Annotated in this window: 19 protein-coding genes; 2 read left to right on the top strand and 17 right to left on the bottom strand. The window is 68.8% G+C overall.

Annotation, left to right across the window (positions count from 1 at the left end; translation table 11 throughout):
- Positions 1-15: 15 nt before the first annotated feature.
- The 6 genes from lepB to rpoZ form a co-directional block, all read right to left on the bottom strand.
- Entirely contained in the window at positions 16-786 is a 771-nt protein-coding gene (gene lepB, locus FBZ83_RS00935) for a signal peptidase I (RefSeq protein WP_014198741.1), read from the bottom strand.
- Entirely contained in the window at positions 783-1,250 is a 468-nt protein-coding gene (gene acpS, locus FBZ83_RS00940) for a holo-ACP synthase (protein ID WP_145680669.1), read from the bottom strand. Before acpS ends, lepB begins: the two co-directional genes overlap by 4 nt.
- Positions 1,247-1,999 carry a pyridoxine 5'-phosphate synthase gene (locus FBZ83_RS00945; RefSeq protein WP_145680670.1) on the bottom strand — a complete coding sequence of 251 codons (753 nt, stop codon included), beginning with the start codon at positions 1,997-1,999 and terminating at the stop codon, positions 1,247-1,249. The genes acpS and FBZ83_RS00945 overlap by 4 nt, the downstream gene beginning before the upstream one ends.
- A gap of 99 nt (positions 2,000-2,098) precedes the next feature.
- Positions 2,099-2,521 carry an HIT family protein gene (locus FBZ83_RS00950; RefSeq protein WP_145680671.1) on the bottom strand — a complete coding sequence of 141 codons (423 nt, stop codon included), beginning with the start codon at positions 2,519-2,521 and terminating at the stop codon, positions 2,099-2,101.
- A 40-nt stretch (positions 2,522-2,561) separates the two neighbouring features.
- Positions 2,562-4,733, bottom strand: a complete 2,172-nt coding sequence (locus FBZ83_RS00955; RefSeq protein WP_145680672.1) for a RelA/SpoT family protein — start codon at positions 4,731-4,733, stop codon at positions 2,562-2,564.
- Between the two features lie 105 nt (positions 4,734-4,838).
- Positions 4,839-5,285 (bottom strand): DNA-directed RNA polymerase subunit omega, encoded by a 447-nt coding sequence (rpoZ, locus tag FBZ83_RS00960; RefSeq protein ID WP_145672097.1) that lies wholly within the window; start codon positions 5,283-5,285, stop codon positions 4,839-4,841.
- 297 nt (positions 5,286-5,582) lie between these two features.
- Here rpoZ and FBZ83_RS00965 point away from each other — a divergent pair, with 297 nt between their 5' ends.
- Positions 5,583-6,164, top strand: coding sequence for an NYN domain-containing protein (locus FBZ83_RS00965; protein ID WP_145680673.1), 582 nt, complete (start codon positions 5,583-5,585; stop codon positions 6,162-6,164).
- 34 nt (positions 6,165-6,198) lie between these two features.
- Here the strand turns inward: FBZ83_RS00965 and FBZ83_RS00970 are convergent, their stop codons facing one another.
- Complete coding sequence (locus FBZ83_RS00970; protein WP_145680674.1) at positions 6,199-7,221, bottom strand: esterase-like activity of phytase family protein; 1,023 nt, start codon at positions 7,219-7,221, stop codon at positions 6,199-6,201.
- Between the two features lie 244 nt (positions 7,222-7,465).
- Between FBZ83_RS00970 and FBZ83_RS00975 the strand changes: the two genes are divergently transcribed.
- Positions 7,466-8,158: a sensor histidine kinase gene (locus FBZ83_RS00975; protein ID WP_145680675.1), complete on the top strand. Its 693-nt coding sequence runs from the start codon at positions 7,466-7,468 to the stop codon at positions 8,156-8,158.
- Positions 8,159-8,179: 21 nt separating this feature from the next.
- Here the strand turns inward: FBZ83_RS00975 and FBZ83_RS00980 are convergent, their stop codons facing one another.
- From FBZ83_RS00980 to FBZ83_RS01025, 10 genes are all read right to left on the bottom strand, one after another.
- Positions 8,180-8,584, bottom strand: a complete 405-nt coding sequence (locus tag FBZ83_RS00980) for a NifB/NifX family molybdenum-iron cluster-binding protein (protein ID WP_145680676.1) — start codon at positions 8,582-8,584, stop codon at positions 8,180-8,182.
- A 78-nt stretch (positions 8,585-8,662) separates the two neighbouring features.
- The gene (locus tag FBZ83_RS00985; RefSeq protein WP_145680677.1) at positions 8,663-9,196 is read right to left on the bottom strand and encodes a MarR family transcriptional regulator; all 534 of its coding nucleotides are present in this window, start codon (positions 9,194-9,196) and stop codon (positions 8,663-8,665) included.
- Between the two features lie 159 nt (positions 9,197-9,355).
- The gene (locus FBZ83_RS00990) at positions 9,356-10,165 is read right to left on the bottom strand and encodes a DUF2076 domain-containing protein (RefSeq protein ID WP_145680678.1); all 810 of its coding nucleotides are present in this window, start codon (positions 10,163-10,165) and stop codon (positions 9,356-9,358) included.
- Positions 10,166-10,257: 92 nt separating this feature from the next.
- Positions 10,258-12,675 carry an endopeptidase La gene (gene lon, locus FBZ83_RS00995; RefSeq protein ID WP_247888080.1) on the bottom strand — a complete coding sequence of 806 codons (2,418 nt, stop codon included), beginning with the start codon at positions 12,673-12,675 and terminating at the stop codon, positions 10,258-10,260.
- A gap of 11 nt (positions 12,676-12,686) precedes the next feature.
- Positions 12,687-13,094: an Hsp20/alpha crystallin family protein gene (locus FBZ83_RS01000; protein WP_145680680.1), complete on the bottom strand. Its 408-nt coding sequence runs from the start codon at positions 13,092-13,094 to the stop codon at positions 12,687-12,689.
- A gap of 32 nt (positions 13,095-13,126) precedes the next feature.
- Complete coding sequence (locus FBZ83_RS01005) at positions 13,127-13,333, bottom strand: DUF2934 domain-containing protein (RefSeq protein ID WP_145680681.1); 207 nt, start codon at positions 13,331-13,333, stop codon at positions 13,127-13,129.
- Positions 13,334-13,500: 167 nt separating this feature from the next.
- On the bottom strand, positions 13,501-13,752 hold the full coding sequence (locus FBZ83_RS01010) for a hypothetical protein (RefSeq protein ID WP_145680682.1): 252 nt from the start codon (positions 13,750-13,752) through the stop codon (positions 13,501-13,503).
- Positions 13,753-13,845: 93 nt separating this feature from the next.
- Positions 13,846-14,673, bottom strand: a complete 828-nt coding sequence (locus FBZ83_RS01015; RefSeq protein WP_145680683.1) for a universal stress protein — start codon at positions 14,671-14,673, stop codon at positions 13,846-13,848.
- A 147-nt stretch (positions 14,674-14,820) separates the two neighbouring features.
- The gene (locus tag FBZ83_RS31725) at positions 14,821-16,629 is read right to left on the bottom strand and encodes an autotransporter domain-containing protein (protein WP_247888081.1); all 1,809 of its coding nucleotides are present in this window, start codon (positions 16,627-16,629) and stop codon (positions 14,821-14,823) included.
- A gap of 241 nt (positions 16,630-16,870) precedes the next feature.
- Positions 16,871-17,461, bottom strand: coding sequence for a cytochrome b (locus tag FBZ83_RS01025; protein WP_145680684.1), 591 nt, complete (start codon positions 17,459-17,461; stop codon positions 16,871-16,873).
- Positions 17,462-17,485 lie beyond the last annotated feature (24 nt).

A 17,485-nucleotide genomic window follows, 5' to 3' on the forward strand; every position in this document is an offset into this window, starting at 1 on the left:
AGTGCTCGACGGGGCTCACTTCACAGCGTTGAACAGGCGGCTGAACCGCAGGTCCGCCGGCCAACGCCACACTTCGAAGAAGCGGGTCCCATCCTCCAACGAGAAGAACAGGAATTCGGCGCGCCCGACCAGATTCTCCATCGGGACATACCCCACCTGCGACGGGACGCGGCTGTCCAGCGAGTTGTCGCGGTTGTCGCCCATCATGAACAGATGGTTCGCCGGCACCTTGAAGGCCGGAGTGTTGTCGAGCGGACCGTTGTCCGACTCCTCGATGATGCGGTGGCTGCGCCCGCCCGGCAGGGTTTCCACATACTGGGCAATGCGGACCTCGCGGCCCAGCGCGTCGCGAGACACATAGTCCTCGATGCGCTCGCGCTTCACCGGCTGGCCGTTGATGTGCAGGACGCCGCCGGTCACCTGGACGGTGTCGCCCGGAAGGCCGATGACGCGCTTGATGTAGTCGGTCTTGTTGTCGCGCGGCAGCTTGAACACGGCGACGTCGCCGCGCTCCGGCGCGTGGCCCAGGATGCGGCCCTCGAACAGCGGCAACCCGAAGCCGACCGTGTACTTGCTGTATCCGTAGGAGAACTTGGACACGAACAGGTAGTCGCCGATCAGCAGCGTCGGGATCATCGACCCAGACGGGATGTTGAAGGGCTCGAAGGCAAAGGTCCGCACGCCGAAGGCGATGATGACCGCGTAGAAGACCGTCTTCACCGTCTCGGCAAAGCCGCCTGTCTCTTTGGATTTGCCGGTCAAGGCGGTCTCTCTGTTCATGGTCATGCGGAGGGTGCCGTGGAGGTGGTGATGGGGGTATCGGCGGAAGCGTCGGCCGGTTCGGCGCTGATGATGACGAAGGCCTCGGCCATCGGATACTCGTCGGTCAGCGTCACGTGGATGCGCGCCTGCATGCCCGGCGGGGTCATCGCCTGCAGCCGCTCCAGCGCGCCGCCGGTCAGGCGCATGGTCGGCTGGCCGGAGGGCAGGTTCACCACCCCCATGTCGCGCCAGAACACGCCGTCGCGGAATCCGGTGCCCAGCGCCTTGGAGCAGGCCTCCTTGGCGGCGAAGCGCTTGGCGTAGGTCGCGGCCCGGGCGCTGTGCTTGCCGGCGGCGCCGGCGCGGCGCTCCGACTTGGCGCGCTCCACGTCGGTGAAGATGCGGGCGATGAAGCGGTCCCCGAAACGGTCCAGCGACTGCTCGATCCGGCGGATGTCGATCAGGTCGTTCCCGATGCCAAGGATCATGAGACGCCTCCGCTTGCCAAACGGGCGTCCTTCATGACGGCGCGCATGCGCTGGAGCGTGTTGCCCAGCCCGACGAAGATCGCCTCGCCGATCAGGAAATGGCCGATGTTCAGCTCGACGATGGTCGGTATGGCGGCGACCGCGCCGACCGTCTCGTAGCTCAGCCCATGGCCGGCGTGGCACTCCAGCCCGATGGCCTCGGCGTGAGCCGCCGCCCGGACGATCCGCTCCAGCTCCGCCGCGCGCTCCGCCCCGGCGGGCGCGTCGCAGTAGGCGCCGGTGTGCAGTTCCACCACCGGCGCGCCCAAGGCCTTCGCTGCGTCGAGTTGCGCCGGTTCCGGGTCGATGAACAGCGAGACGCGGATGCCTGCGGCGCCGAGTTCGCCGACGAAGCGCTTGAGGGTGCCCATCTGCCCGGCGACGTCCAGCCCGCCTTCGGTGGTGACCTCGGTGCGCTTCTCCGGGACGAGGCAGCAGGCGTGCGGCCTGTGGCGCAGCGCGATGCCGAGCATCTCGTCCGTCGCCGCCATCTCCAGATTCAGCGGCAACCGGATCTCCGCCATCAGCCGTTCGATGTCGGAATCGATGATGTGGCGGCGGTCTTCGCGCAGATGGGCGGTGATGCCGTCGGCCCCGGCCTCGGCGGCGAGCTTCGCCGCGCGCACGGGATCGGGGTGACGCCCGCCCCGCGCGTTGCGGACGGTCGCCACATGGTCGATGTTCACGCCGAGGCGCAGAGGGCGGGGCATAGGCTCGAAACTCCGGTGTCGCGCCGGTCCCGCATCCTGCATCCGGCGGGCACCGGTTCTCCCTGCTATATAGCGGCGGTGCAGCGTCGCGTCACGCCGTCATTCGACGACGTGATGCGCGACGATCCGCTCGGCGAGCGCCTTCAGCTCCTCGATGGGCGGGTCATGGCGCGGCCAGACCAGATCGGCGCCGTCGTTCTGATAGCGCGGCACCACATGCACGTGGATGTGCGGCGCCGTCTGCCAGCCCGCCGGTTTGTTGGTCTGGAGAATCGTGACCCCCTCCGGCGAAAAGGCCGCCTGGACGGCGCGGGCGACCTTGTGGACGGTGCGGAACAGGGCCGCCGCCTCGTCCTCCGTCACGTCCAGAATGGTCGGGGCCGGGCGCTTCAGCGCCACCAGCACATGGCCGGGATTGACCTGACCGGCGTCCATGAAGGCGAAGGTCTCCGCATCCTCGTACACCACCGCGCAGGGCAGCTCCCCGGCGATCAGGCGGCTGAAGATGGTCGGACTGGACATGCTTCCCTCGCTTCCGATGGGCGCGACCGGGCGGGCGCCCTCACCGCCCCCGCGCCCGCTCCACCGCGTTGATGGCGGGGGTGGCGCGCAGGGCCGCCATGATGTTGGTCAGATGCTTGGCGTCCTTCACGTCGATGTCGATCAGCAGCTCGAAGAAGTCGGTGTTGCGGCTGGTGATCTTCAGGTTCGTGATGTTGCCGCCGTTCTTGCCGATGACCGTGGACAGCGTGCCGAGAGAGCCCGGCTCGTTGTTGACCACCAGCGAGATGCGCCCGACATGCTCCTCGGGGCTGTCCGGTCCGATGTCCCAGGCGACGTCGATCCAGCGCTCCGGCGACTCGTGGAAGCTCTCCAGCGTCTCGCAGTCGATGGTGTGGATGGTCACGCCCTTGCCGGTGGTCACGATGCCGACGATGCGGTCGCCCGGCAGCGGGTGGCAGCAGCGGGCGTAATGGACCGCCATGCCGGGGATCAGACCGCGGATCGGCAGCGGCGCGTTGTGGCCCTTTACCTTCGGCTTGGGCTTCGGAACCGTGATGGCGTTCTTGTCGTCGCCTTCCTTCGTCGTCGCCACATGCGGCTTGTGGCCGGGGAAGACGGCGTGGAAGACCTCGCGGCCCGAATGCAGCCCCGACCCGACGCTGGCCAGCAGATCGTCGGCGCTCGGCTGCTGGAAGATCTTGATGACGCCTTCCAGCGCCTTTTCCGAGAACTCGTAGCCTTCCGACTTGAACTGGCGCTGCAGGATGGCGCGGCCCAGCTCGATGTACTGGGTGCGCTGCTGGGTGCGCAGGAACTTGCGGATGCGCGCCCGCGCCTTGCCGGTGACGACGAAGCGCTCCCAGCCCGGAACCGGGGTCTGGGCTTTGGAGGTGATGATGTCGACCTGATCGCCGTTCTGCAGCTGCGTGCGCAGCGGCAGCATCCGCCCGTTGATCTTGGCGCCGACGCAGTGGTCGCCGACCTCCGAGTGGACGGCGTAGGCGAAGTCCACCGGGGTGGCGCCGCGCGGCAGCGCGATCAGATCGCCCTTCGGCGTGAAGCAGAAGACCTGGTCCTGGAACAGCTCCAGCTTGGTGTGCTCCAGGAACTCCTCGGGCTTCTGGGCGTGCTCCAGGATGTCCAGGAGCTCGCGCAGCCAGCGGTACTCGCGCCCCTGCTGGGTGCGCGGCTCGCCCTGCTTGTAGGCCCAGTGGGCGGCGACGCCGAGTTCGCAGATCTCGTGCATGTCGCTGGTGCGGATCTGCACCTCGATCCGGTTGCGCTCCGGACCGATCACCCCGGTGTGGAGCGAGCGGTAGCCGTTGGGCTTGGGCGTCGAGATGTAGTCCTTGAAGCGTCCCGGAACGACCGGGTAATGGGCGTGTATGACGCCCAGCGCTTGGTAGCATTCCGGCACCGTGTCCACCATGATCCGGAAGGCCATGATGTCGGACAGCTGTTCGAAGCTGACATTCTTGCGCTGCAGCTTGCGCCAGATCGAGTAGGCGGTCTTCTCGCGCCCGGTGACTCCGGCGTTGGGCAGCCCCTCCTCCGCCAGCGTGCCGCGGAGTTCCTGGATGATCCGCTGGACGCGGTTCTCGCCTTCGGTGCGCAGGCGGGAGAGCTGGGCCAGGATGCTGTCGCGGGCGTCCGGATTCAGCTCCGCGAAGGAGAGATCCTCCAGTTCGTCCTTGACCTGGTGCATGCCGATGCGCTCGGCGAGCGGCGCGTAGATCTCGATCGTTTCGCGGGCGATGCGCTTGCGCTTGTCCGGATTCTTCAGATGGAACAGCGTGCGCATGTTGTGCAGCCGGTCGGCCAGCTTCACGAGGAGGACGCGGATGTCCTCCGACATGGCGAGCACCAGCTTGCGGAAATTCTCGGCTTGCTTGGCCTGCTCGCTGTGCAGTTCCAGGCGCGACAGCTTGGTCACGCCGTCGACCAGACGGGCGATCTCCTTGCCGAAGTGCTTCTCGATGTCCTCCAGCGTGGCGACCGTGTCTTCGACCGTGTCGTGCAGCAGCGCCGTCGCGATGGTCCCGGCGTCCAGCTTGAGCTGGGTGAGGATGCCGGCGACCTCCAGCGGGTGGAGGAAATAAGGGTCGCCCGAGGCGCGGGTCTGCGAGCCGTGCGCCTTCATGGAGAAGACGTAGGCGCGGTTGAGCAACTCCTCGTCCGCCGAGGGGTCGTACGCCTTGACGCGTTCGACAAGCTCATATTGCCGGATCATGCCACCCGACCCGGCGCAGCGTGCGCCATGAAGTTTCGCAAATGATTGGTTTGTCGACGGAATAGGGGGCCGTCGGCCCCCAAGACCGGTCGCTGTCGGTCAGCGTCAGAGATCCCCGTCCGCATCGCGGCCGACGACATCGTCCTCGGTCTCGCCGAAGGCCGCCGCCGGATCGCTCTCCATGTCGGACATCAGATCGTCGCCTTCGCCGACCTCCTCCGCCTCGCTCATCCCGTCCTCGTCCTCCAGCGACGTGTCGCCGCGGGCGGCCCAGTCGTGCTCGCCGGCCATAAGCTCGACGATCTCCTCCTCGGGCTCGTCCGGCTCGACGTGCTTCTGGTGGCCCTTGATCAGGGCATTCTTCAGATGCTCCAGCATCACCGTCTCATCGGCGATCTCGCGCAGGGCAACGACCGGGTTCTTGTCGTTGTCGCGGTCGATCGACAGCGGGGCGCCGGACGCGATCTCACGCGCGCGCTGGGCCGCCATCATCACCAGCTCAAACCGGTTCGGAACCTTGAGGACGCAATCTTCGACGGTAACGCGGGCCATACCAAACCAACTCCGGGATCTGCGAAGGGAACCGAATATATTGATGCGTTCGCGCCGGCGCAAGCGCTTCGAGCCTCGTCGGGTCCACCCGCCGTACCCCGCCCGCAGAGGCCCCATGCCCGCGCGCCCCCTTGCTCGCGCGTAGACGAACCCCTACGTTACTTATCTGGTGAATCGCAATTTCGCGTATGCCTGAGATATAATTCAATCCATCGTGGAAGGATTACGAAATTGGATCGCAATACGACTTTGCCGAAAGATGTTACGAAGCTCTTTTATAAGGAAGAGCGTCTGGCGATGTTCATCGACGGAGCCAATTTGTACGCAGCCGCCCGGTCCCTGGGCTTCGATATCGACTACAAGCGCCTGCGCGACGGCTTCGCCTCGGAAGGAAGACTGGTGCGCGCCTTCTACTACACCGCGCTGGTGGAGGATCAGGAGTACTCGCCGATCCGGCCTCTGGTCGATTGGCTGGACTACAACGGCTACACCATGGTGACCAAGCCGACCAAGGAGTTCACCGACGCCTCGGGCCGCCGCAAGATCAAGGGCAACATGGACATAGAGCTGGCCATCGACGTCATGGAGATGGCTGAGCGGGTGGACCACATCCTGCTCTTCTCGGGCGACGGCGATTTCCGCCGGCTGGTCGAGGCGGTGCAGCGCAAGGGCGTGCGGGTCAGTGTCATCAGCACCGTGCGCTCCCAGCCGCCGATGGTCGCCGATGAGTTGCGCCGTCAGGCCGACAACTTCATCGAGCTCCAGGACCTCGCCCCGAGCATCGCCCGCGTCCATCACCACCGCGAGCCGATGGGCAATCCGGGTTCCCCGGGCTCCCCGGAAATCCCCAGCCAGGGCGGCCCCTACGCCAACTTCTGATAAGCACTATTCACCGCGGGGCGTGCCTGACCGGTCAGCGCCCCGCCACGGTGGGCTTGAGCGCGTTGGCCGGAAGCTGGAACATCATCAGATAGGTCCGTTGGAGCGGGCTACGGTTGTCGTCGGAAACGACGTAGACCAGCAGATCGCCGTCCGGGCCGGGGCGCACCGCCAGCCCTTCGAAATTGTCGGTCAGCAACGGCGGTTCCAGACGCGCCAGTTCCACACCATCCATCGTCGCACCGCCGCGCAGCGAATCCGCCGGCACATGGACGATGCGCGCCGCCCAGCCGCCCAGCAGGGATACCCGCCGTTCCAGCACCAAGACCCCGCCGTCCGGCAGGGGCGCCGCCGCCGTGGGGCGGAAGCGCGGCGCGGCGCGGTAGGTCAGCGGTTGCCAGTCCCCGCGCTTCTTCAGGTCGGTGGGAGCAATCCAGGCGTGGCGTTCCCGGACGCCGTTGTCGTCCCCTTCCTCGATGGCGAGAATGCGGCCGTCGGCCAGCGCCGCCAGAGCCTCGACCCCGCCGTTCGACGGCGCCGACTCCAGGCCGGGCGGAGTCGGGAGCTTGCGCGGCGGCCCCTCGGGTCGGGCGGCGCCCTCGTAACGGAGGATGCGGTGGTTGCGTTCGAACGGCACCAGCCAGCCGCCGTCCGGCAGGCGGGCAAGGTCTTCCGAATCATTGAGCCGGCCACGGTAGTCTGGGTCCTTGTCGAGGGCGAGCGGGCGGACATCATACTGTCCAGCGCCCGCCAGACGGCCCTGGGCGTCGTAGGACAGGCGTCCGGTGACGCTCTTGCCGAGGTCGGACACCGCGACGAAGCGGTCGCCCGAGTCGCTGACCCAGAGGCCGGACAGGCCGCCAACCCCCGCCCCAGCGGGCAGGCGGAGGGCGCCACGAAATCGCAGGGCGCCGACCTCCGAAAGATCGGGACGGTCGCGGTCGAGCGCAACCGGAACGGACGACTCGGCGGGCCCGCCGTTGCCGGCCACCGCGGCGCAGCCGCCGGCCACGGCCAGCAGGGCGCAGAAGGGAATCACCAAGGTTCTCAAACGCATGGCGGCACTCATGCCACGACGGGACGGCCAGGGGAACGCATTTTCCGGCTTGCCCCGCCTGCCCATGCTTCCGACCTTTCGTCCGCCGGCCGCATAAGCCCTGCCCCTCCGTCCGAACGTGGACGAACGAATTGGATATGCGCAGAGGGTTAATTCCTCAGAACCAATTCGGGAGTGGGTTCAAGCGCATAAATTGTTCTGTACCTAAGTAAAACATTGCCCAGCTTCAGCCGAGAATTGCGTGATGCCCAATCCCCTCCGGTCCCGGCCGGTCGCCCTGCCTGCTGATCGCCCCGCCACCGGTTCGGGAGCGCCGGAGGACCCAATCGCGGAACGCATCCGCGAGTTGGAGGCTGAACTGCGCGAGCTTCAGCACCGGGCCAAGAACAGCCTCCAGCTCGTCATCAGCCTGCTCAAGCTGCAGACGGGCCGCATCCGCGACCCGGACGCGCGCGCCGCCTACGAGCAGACGCTGGTGCGCATCGAAGCGCTGGCCATCCTCTACCGCCAGCTCCACGAGTCGGGCACCGGCACCCATGTGAATCTGGGCCGCTACATCGAATCGCTGGCCGACGCGGTGAAGCACGGGACGCCCGGCGGCCTCGCAAACGTGCCGATCGAGGTGAAGAGCGATCCCATCCAGATCGGCCTCTACGAGGCCATGCCGCTGGGACTGATCACCGCGGAGCTGATCACCAACAGCCTGCACCACGCCTATCCCGAACAGGGCTGGATCCGCGTGTCGATCACCCAGGAGCAGAACGGCCGCGCCCGCCTGATCGTCGAGGACAACGGGCGCGCCCTGCCCGCCGGCTTCGACACGACGGCGGAGGACGGGCTGATGCTCGCCGAGGCTCTGGCCGCCCAGCTCGGTGACACGCTGAACACGGAAAGCGACGCCGCCGGGACCACCGCCAGCGTGTCCTTTCCCGTCTGATGACGGCGGCGCCTGGATGATCTAGGCCGGCGTCCCGTGGCGCTCCTGCGGGGTGTCCCCGGGGCCGTGGTCGTGATGCTCGTGGGGATGCTCGGGCGACGGCGCGGTCTTGACGGCCCCCGCGAACCAGTCGCGGATCGCCTGCGCCGGGTCGCTCTCCAGCGTGGTCACCGGCTCGATGCCGCGGCGCTTCATGTGGTTGATGAAGCCCTCGCCGGAGGAGCCGGTGATCACCACCCGCACCGCGTCGATCGGATGGGGGCGGCCGTCGCCGGCGAGGTGGAGCACCTCATCCTCGGCCAGTTCGATCCGCGAGACCTCCACGGGCTCGCCGCCCGCCTCGGCTTCGAAGACCAGGAAGCGGCGGGTGCGTCCGCCATGGGTGGCGATGCTGCGGTAATCCTGCGTGCCGACGGCGAACCTCATCCCACATCCCCCTCAAAGCCCAGCAGCCTTACCGTGGCACGGCGTCCCGCCGCGCACACTGAGGGAGGTCAATGCGCGTCAGAGGATTTCCGTTTCGTCGGAGCGGATGACGTCCGTCCATTTGCGCTCCAGACGGCGCAGCGTGCGGTAGGTGACCTCGAAATCCTGGCTGTCGCCGTCGGTGCGGATCAGCCCGTCGGAGTGGACCGACGCCATGTGGCGCAGCCGCTCGCACAGCTCCAGCCCGCGGGGCGACAGCTTCAGCCGGGCGGCGCGCTTGTCGCGCGGCGAAGCGGAGCGGTCGACATAGCCGCTGTCCACCAGCTGCTTCAGGTTGTAGGAGGCGTTGGAGCCGAGGTAATAGCCGCGCTCGATCAGGTCGCGCACGCTGATCTCGCCGTTGGAGATGTTCAGCAGCATCATCACCTGCACCGGGCTGATGTCGTCGATGCCGATGCGGGACAGCTCGATTCGCAGAACGTCGAGAAACCGGCGGTGCATCCGTTCGATGATCCGCGCCACCTCATGGTACATCTGGGTGGCGGAGGCCTTGCGCTCAGCGTCGGTGCGCTCGGCATCTTCGGTCGGCTGGGGCTGAACGAGCGTCGTCATGGGCCTCGGTTCTGCGTGGGGATCGGGAAATATGGCCTGCCTTGCCCAACGCACCGTAGGGACCTAACTGTTTAATTTATATTAACTGTGATGGCGGCACGAAGGCGCACCGGACCTTTCCCAAAGGTTGGCACGCCTTCCGCCAAGGACTGGATAAGGTCAGATCCAGCTGTCGTCTCCACCGCCATCGCCGCCGCCGTCGTCGAACGAGGAGTCGTCGGCCTGATAGTCGACATTCTGGAGGTTGTTGTCCTCCGGCGGGAAGCCTTGGTCGGCCGCCTGATCCGCGGAGTCGCCGTAGTAGTTGTTGATGATCGTCTCGCCATGGCTGGCCGTCTGGCCCGCCGCCGCAGCAGCCTCGCCGAACGGTCCCGGCGAGTGGCTGAGCATCGAGGAGATGGCGCTGGCCGCCAGCATGCCGCCGGCCACGCCCGCCGCCGTCTGCGCGGCACCGCTCAGGAAGCCCCCGCCGCGCGGCGCATAGCCCTGCGGGGCGAATCCGGGCGGCGGGGCATAGCCGGGCTGGGGCGGATAGGCGGGCTGTCCATAACCAAGCTGGCCGCCGGTCTGCGGGGCGGCGCCCCACGGGCTGCGCGAGGGCGCGGCCGGGGACTGCATCGGTGCCGGAGCGGATGGCTCCGCCGGACGGTTGCCCCCGCCGGCCCACGGGCTGCGCCCCAGCCCCAGCGCGTTGGAGAGGAAGCTGCCGCCGGACGGCTGGGCCTGGGTCTGCTGGGCGCGGGATTGCGCCTCCTTCACCTGCCGCTCCAGATCCTCGATGCGCTGCTGGGCAGCGGTCAGCGCCTGCTGCTGCACTAGGACCGACTGCGCCATGTAGTAGGCGGCGGCAGGCTGGCCCTGGATCATCTGCTGGATGAAGCGTTCCGCCTCCGGATCGCGGGGTTGGTTCTCCACCTCGCGCAGGTGCGTGAACAGATCGGAAAGGAGGGTGCGTTCCTCGGGCGTCATGATCGTCTCCTGTGCGCGCTCCGTGCGGGCGCGCCATTGATGTGGCGCACCGCACCCCCGGTGCGCAAGGGGCCCGGCCCCTGCGGAGAACGCTACCCGGCCTTGCGCTCCACCGCCTCCGCGGAGGGCTCCGGCACCAGCGCCGCGCGGACGGCGTCGTCCACCCGCTCCAGCCAGACGAAGCTCAGCCGCTCGCGCACCGCCGCCGGGATGTCGTCGAAATCCTTGCGGTTGCGGGCGGGCAGCATGACCGTCTTCAGACCGGCGCGCTGGGCGGCCACCACCTTCTCGCGGATGCCGCCGACCGGCAGAACCAGACCGCGCAGGCTGATCTCCCCGGTCATCGCCGTGTCGGAGCGGATGCAGCGGCCGGACAGCAGCGACACCAGGGCCGTGAAGATCGCCACGCCGGCGGACGGCCCGTCCTTCGGGATGGCGCCGGCCGGGACGTGGATGTGGATGTCGAAACGGTCCAACCCCTCCGGGTCGAGGCCGAGGTCTTTCACCCGCGACTTGACGAGGCTGAGGGCGGCCTGGGCGCTCTCCTTCATCACCTCGCCCAGCTGGCCGGTCAGGATCAGCCGCCCCGAGCCGGAAAAGCGGCTGGCCTCGATGAACAGGATGTCGCCGCCGACCGGCGTCCAGGCGAGGCCGGTCGCCACGCCGGGCACGCTGGTGCGCATCGCCACGTCGTTCTCGAAGCGCGGCGGCCCGAGGATCGCCGTCAGGTCCGCCGGCTCCACCCGCATCCGCTCGACCTCGCCCTCGGCAATGCGGACGGCGGCGTAGCGCCCGACCGCGCCGATCAGCCGTTCCAGTTGGCGGTTCCCAGCCTCCCGCGTGTGGTCCCGGATGATCGCGCGCAGCGTGTCGTCGGGGATCTCCAGCTGCTCCGCCGTCAGCCCGTTCGCGGTGAGCTGACGGGCCAGCAGGTAGCGCCTGGCGATCTCCAGCTTCTCGTCCTCGGTGTAGCCGGACAGCTCGATCACCTCCATGCGGTCGCGCAGCGGGCCGGGGATGGTGTCCAGCATGTTGGCGGTGGCGATGAACATCACCTTCGACAGGTCGAAGGGCACGCCCAGGTAATGGTCGCGGAAAGTCGCGTTCTGCTCCGGGTCCAGCACCTCCAGCAGGGCGGCCGAGGGGTCGCCGTGGAAGCCCTGCCCCAGCTTGTCCATCTCGTCGAGCATCAGCACGCAGTCGCGCGTTCCGGCCTTGCGGATGGCCTGGACGATGTTGCCGGGAAGCGCCCCGACGTAGGTGCGGCGGTGGCCGCGGATCTCGCTCTCGTCGTGGACGCCGCCCAGCGAGACGCGGGCGAAGGCCCGCCCGGTCGCCCGCGCGATGCTCTGGCCGAGCGAGGTCTTGCCCACCCCCGGCGGGCCGACGAAACACAGGATGGGGCTGCGCCCCTCCGGGTTCAGCTTGCGCACCGCCAGGAATTCCAGGATGCGGCGCTTGACCTTCTCCAGCCCGTAATGGTCCTCGTCGAGGATGCGCCGGGCCTCGGCGATGTCGATCCGCGATTCCGACCGGCGGTCCCACGGCATCTCGATCAGCCAGTCCAGGTAGCTGCGCACCATCGAGTACTCCGCCGCCGCCTCCGGCATGCGCTCCAGCCGGCGCAGTTCCTTCTCGGCGTGCTCGCGGACGTCGGGCGGCATGCCGACCTTGGCGATGGCGTCCTGAAGCTCGCCGATCTCGGCCTGACGCCCCTCGTCGGCCTCGCCCAGCTCCTTCTGGATGGCGCGGAGCTGCTCGCGCAACAGGTATTCGCGCTGCCGCTCGTCCATCGCCTCGCGGGTGCGCTCGCGGAGGTCGCGCGACAGCCGCAGCACCTCGATCCGCCGGGCGAGCAGGCCGCCGACCTTGTCGAGCCGCTCCGGCAGGTCAACGGTCTCCAGCACCTCCTGTTTCTCGGTGGGCTTAAGGTCCATGTAGCTGGCGGTCATGTCGGCCAGCTCACCGGGGCTTTCGAGCGCCTGGACGGCGGCCAGCAGCTCCTGCGGGGCCTGGGGCAGCAGTTGCAGCGCCTCCACCGCCTCGTTGCGCAGGTTCAGGAAGCGGGCCATGACCTCCGGTGTGGCGGCGTCGCTCTCCTCGATCATCTCCACGCGGGCGGCCATGAAGGGATGGCCCGGCACCCACTCGACGATGCGGAAGCGCTGCTGCCCCTGGCACACCAGATGGTGGGAGCCGTCGGGCGTGGTGACGTAGCGCAGAATGCTGGCGGTCGTCCCGACGCGGTGCATGTCGGCGCCGGTCGGCTCCTCCACCGCCTCGTCGCGCTGGAGCAGGATGCCGACCGGCCGCTCGGTGCGGGCCGCCTCCTGCGCCGCGGCGACCGAGCGCGCCCGACCGACCGTCACCGGCAGCACCACTCCCGGAAACTGCACGAGGTTGCGCACCGGAATGACCGGGATCACGTCCTCCGGCAATCCTGAGATGGGCGGCGCGGCGGATGACGCCTGGGACGTTGGCGTCGCTTCGGCGGCATGTTCATCAGTCATTCCGACGTCCTTCATCCCATCTTGTCGAGCGTCAGGACAAGGCAGCCCGCCGACAGCTCGCGCCGTCCCATGCGGAAGGCCCCGGCGGGCAGCTCGATCCGCCGCTCGAAGCGGCCATGGGGAATCTCAAGCCGATGGATGATCCCATCGCAGCCCAGCGGCAGCGTCCGCTCCCCGGCAACCACCAGAACGCCGTCCTCGACGGCGACGTGAAGCTGCTCCGCGCCGACGCCGGGAAGGGCGACCACGATGGTCACCGCATCCTCGGTCTCGTAGACGTCGACGGGCGGAGTCCAGCAGGCGCGGCGCAAACCGGGCGGGGCCGGGCGGAAGAACTGGCGGTGCAGCCGCTCGGCGCGGTCCAGCAGTTCGACAGCCTCCGACCACATGAAGGACGCGGGATCACGGCGGGGCGGCATGGCGTCTCCTTGGGGAACGGGTGTGGCGGACGTCAGATGCCGGCGCCGGAATCCGCGGAGGCTCGGGCGGGAGTGCCGGGATCGGAGGCACCCGGATCGGGGCCTTCGTTCTTCGCCCGCTCATCCTCCTCCTGGAGTTCGCGGCAGGCGCGCTCCCAATGCTCGGCGCGGCGGCCTTCGGGGCGCCCCTCCTGCTCCCAGATCTCGTAGGCACGGTGGCGGATGCGGTGCTCGTCCATCGCGGCGTTCCCCTCCTTCCCGCCCCGGCCGCAGGCATGGCCCGTCCGGCCGCAAGAACCGGGGCTCCTTCGTCCCTTCAGCAACGGCGGGGAGTCGCAGGCGTTCCGCCGACCATGCGGACATCAGACGGAAGAAAGGCCAATGGCCCCTTTTGAGTTCTGGTTTTTTAAAGGCGGTCCGGCCCGTCCGTGGGGTCGGGACGGCCCGCCGCCTCGTCGTGGCCGCTGCGGTTGCTGAGGAAGACCAGGGCCATCAGCCCGATGGCGACGGCGCTGGTCAGCACGGCGCCGCCAACCAGGGCGAGCAGGCCCGGCAGGCTGAGGCCGAACAGGTCGAAGCCCGTTGCCGCCCAGGCGGCGAACAGCGCCGCCAGGACAATGGCGGGACAGGCGATCAGGAAGACGCGGAGCCAGGACATGCACGCTCTCCAGCCGGTGCCGGGACAACCTCTAGATGGCCGCCCGGCATGGCGGAGGAAAGCCCGCGACTCCTTTCCGTCTTCCGGACGGTGTCAGTGGGAGAGCAGCAGCGGCACCGGGCAGGTGCGCAGGACATGGCGCGTCCCGCCGCCGCGGTGCAGGAAGGGGAAGCCGTAATGGCCGTGCGCGCCCATCACCAGCAGGTCGGCACCGGAGTCGATGCTGCGGGCGAGAAGCGCGTCCATGGCGCCGATGTCGGTCACCGTAAAATGCGTCTGGTCGGCCGTCACGCCGTGCAGCGCCAGATGGTCGAGCAGGCCGATGCGCTGCGGCTCCGTCCCGGCCGGCGGGGCGGCCTGGGTCAGCACGGTGATGACCGTGACCTCGTCGGCGCCCTGGAGGAAGGGCATGGCGTCGGACAGGGCGCGGGCGGCCTCGCGCTCGGCGTTCCAGGCGACGGCGACGCGCTTGCCGATCACCGGGAAGGTGCCCGCGAAGGGCAGAACCAGCACCGGGCGGCCCGAATTCAGCACCACCTGCTCGTTCAGCTCCTCCGGCGCCACGCCGTCGGCGGGGGCGCTGCGGTCGAACTGGCCGAGCACCGTCAGGTCGGCGAAGCGCGACCAGATGATGACCTCGCGGATGACGTGGTTGTGCTCGCCATGGGTCAGGCCGTGCCACTGGCCCTGCAGGCCCGACGCCTGGAGCTTGTCGCGGAACATCGCCTCGCTGCGGGCGGCGGCCTGCTCCAGATGGTCGCTGGAGCGGCGGGCGATGACGCTGGTGGCGCTGCGGTCCGGCTGGGCGAACAGGCCGCGCAGGAAGGCGCCGCTGGTCTTCGCCAGGGCGATGGCCGCGTCGAGGCGCGTTTCCACCTGCGAGCCGGAATCGAGATGCACGAGGATGTGCTTGTAGGCCATGAAACTCCTCCCTTTGTTGTTGTCCGGGCCGTTGTTCTTGTTCGGGCGGGCGTGCCCGGAGGCGACGCACCGGCACCGATTGTTCCTCTTGCGGCGCCGCAACGCCAGCAGGAAAAAGCCCTCCGGAAGGATGGAACAAGCGTTTCCTCAGAAGCTCATCCGCAAGCGGGCGGTGAAGGCGTGGTTATGGCCGTCCGCCCCCGACAGTTCGCCGCGGTAGCCGACCGTGGCGCTGACCGCCTGCCAGAGCTGGGCCGACAGGCCGGCGCCGATCACCAGGGAGTCGCGGCCGTCGCCGCTGGGACTCACGCTGTTGGCCGCTCCGCCGGGAAGGCGGACGGTGACGGTGCGCGCGTCCTCGGCGAACTGGTGTTCCCAGGCGATGCCCAGACTGGGCTGGAGGATCGCGCGCCCGATCTCCACGACCGTGGAGGCTTCGGCCCCGACGCTGCTCTCCAGCGATTCGGCGCTCTGCCGCTCGACGCCGAGCGACAGCAGGCCGGCGCCGCTCTCCTGATAGCCGTCGATGCGCGTGTGGATGTAGCGCAGGCCCAGCCGCGGCCCCAGCGCCACCGGCCCGAGCTGCGCCGTGTAGCCCCCGGCAACCGACAGGGCGTAGGTCCGCCCGTCCGTGTCTGCCGAGGCGTTGGGGAACGGCGCGAAACCGGTGGTTCGGTCGATGTCGCCGTAGCGGTCGAAGGAGACGCTGCCCGCCACGGCCAGTTGGAAGCCCCGTGCCTCGGTCACCGCGTGCAGGCCGATGATGGTGCTGGTCATGTCCAGCGTGCCCGCCCCCTCGTCCAGCCGGGCGCGGCCACGCGACCCACCGACCGACAGGCCGATGCGCGAGGCCGGCCCGACCGGCAGTTCGGCGCCGACACCGCCCGACTGGGTGTTGAAGCGGAAGCCCTGGCGCTCCGGCGTGCCGCCGAGCCGGCCCCAGGCGGCGTCGCCGATCAGGAACGCCCTCAGTTCCCCGTTGCCGAGCGGCGCCTCCACCCGCGTCGCGGCGGGGCCGGCGATGGAGCCGAGCAGAGCGCGGTGCCAGCTCCGCGTCGCCTCGAAGGCCAGTTCCGGCTGCATCGCCACCGTCTCCGCCGCATCGTTCAGCGCGAGCAGGGCGCCCTGCATGTATTGCGCGATCAGCAGATGGGCGGCGCGGGTCGGGTGGATCTCGTCCCAATAGACGGTCTGGTCGGCCTGGGCCTCGGTCCCGCAGGCGCCGGTCGGCGCGTTGTTCGACAGGCAGGGCGTGACGGTGTTGGTGAAGCCGTAGGCCGTCGGGTTGGCCGCCACCGCGCGGTACAGCGCGTTGACGTCGGCCACCACGACGGTGACCCCCAGCCGCTTCTCCACGTCGGCCATTGCCTGCGACAGCAGCGTGTTGTGGGAGGCGGTGACGGCGTTCAGCACGGTGGCGCGGTCGGAATTGCGGGTGTCCGGAATCGTGCCGAGGTCCGGCAGGTTCGGCACCAGGAAGGTCTTCCCGCCGAGCGCCGCCAGACGTTCCACCGTGGTGACGATGTTGCCGACCGTCTGGGTGACGAGGCCGGACGGGTCCGACCCGGCGGAGACCCGGTTGAAGTAGTCGTTGCCGCCCGCCCAGACCGCGAACAGCCCGCTGTTGGTGCCGCCCGGGCGGCTGAGCAGAAACTGCCCGACCTGCCCCTGGATGCCAGGGACGCCGGTCTGCGACAGGGTGCCCGTCTCGGCACCGCCATAGGCGAAGTTGGTCTTCTGGTCGGGTTGGCTGCCGATCAGCGGGGCCAGCCGCTCGACCCAGACGGGTCCGTTGGAGAAACGCCCGTCGTAATAGGGCGGGCTCTGCGGAATGGCGCCGCGCGTCAGCTCATAGACCCGGCCGGTGTCGGACAGGCTGTCGCCAAAAACGAACACCCGGTCGAACGGCACCGCCCCGGCGGGCGCCGACGCCAGCAACGCAGCTCCCGCCGCCATACGAATCACCTTGCCCGTCACCGCTTCACCCTCCCCCGCTGGACAGCCGGAAAACAGGGGCGATGCGTCAAAGCGGGGGGCGGTACCGCCATTGCGTCGGGAAGAGAAGCCGCTTGGGCGGGTTCATCAGACCATGGGGGACCCGAGCATGGGTCCATCCATGGAGGAGGCAGGACCTCACCACTCGGCGGGCGGCGCTCACCGGCACTCCGGTGCCGGCGCCTCCCGCCCTTTTCTCAGCTCAGCGGTTTCCCCAGGGAAGCATGCGGCTCAGCGTCCCGTCCTTCAGCACATACTGGTGGACCAGGGCAGCGACCGCGTGCAGGCCGGCCAGCACGATGATGGCCGTGCCGAGAAGCTCGTGCAGCTTCTCCAGCGTGTCGCCGAAGGCATGGTTTTCCGCCACCAGCGTCGGCAGGGTGAACAGGCCGAAAAAGGCGACGGGATGGCCGTGGGCCTGGGTCATCGTCACGCCGGCCAGCGGTACGGCGATCATCAGGGCGTAAAGCGCCAGGTGCCCGGCCTTGGCCGCCAGCAGGAGCAGCGGCGCGGTGTCGGCGGGCATCGGCGGCGGCGGGCTGACGGCGCGCCAGACCATGCGCAGCGCCACCAGCGCCAGCACAAGGACACCGATCGAGCGATGGATATCCATCAGGGCGGTGCGCTCCGGCCCGCGGGGCACCAGCCCACGCCCCTGGGCGATGGCGAAGGCCACGAGAATCAGAAGGGCGACGCTCCAGTGCAGGAACAGCATCATCCCGTCGTACCGGGTCTTGACGGGGCGGGTCTTGACGGGCGGCCGGGCGGCGGCCTCGGAGTAAGCGTTGGACATCGGAGGTCCCCTCATCGGCAGAAA

The organism is Azospirillum brasilense, from assembly GCF_007827815.1.
GTDB lineage: Bacteria > Pseudomonadota > Alphaproteobacteria > Azospirillales > Azospirillaceae > Azospirillum > Azospirillum brasilense_C.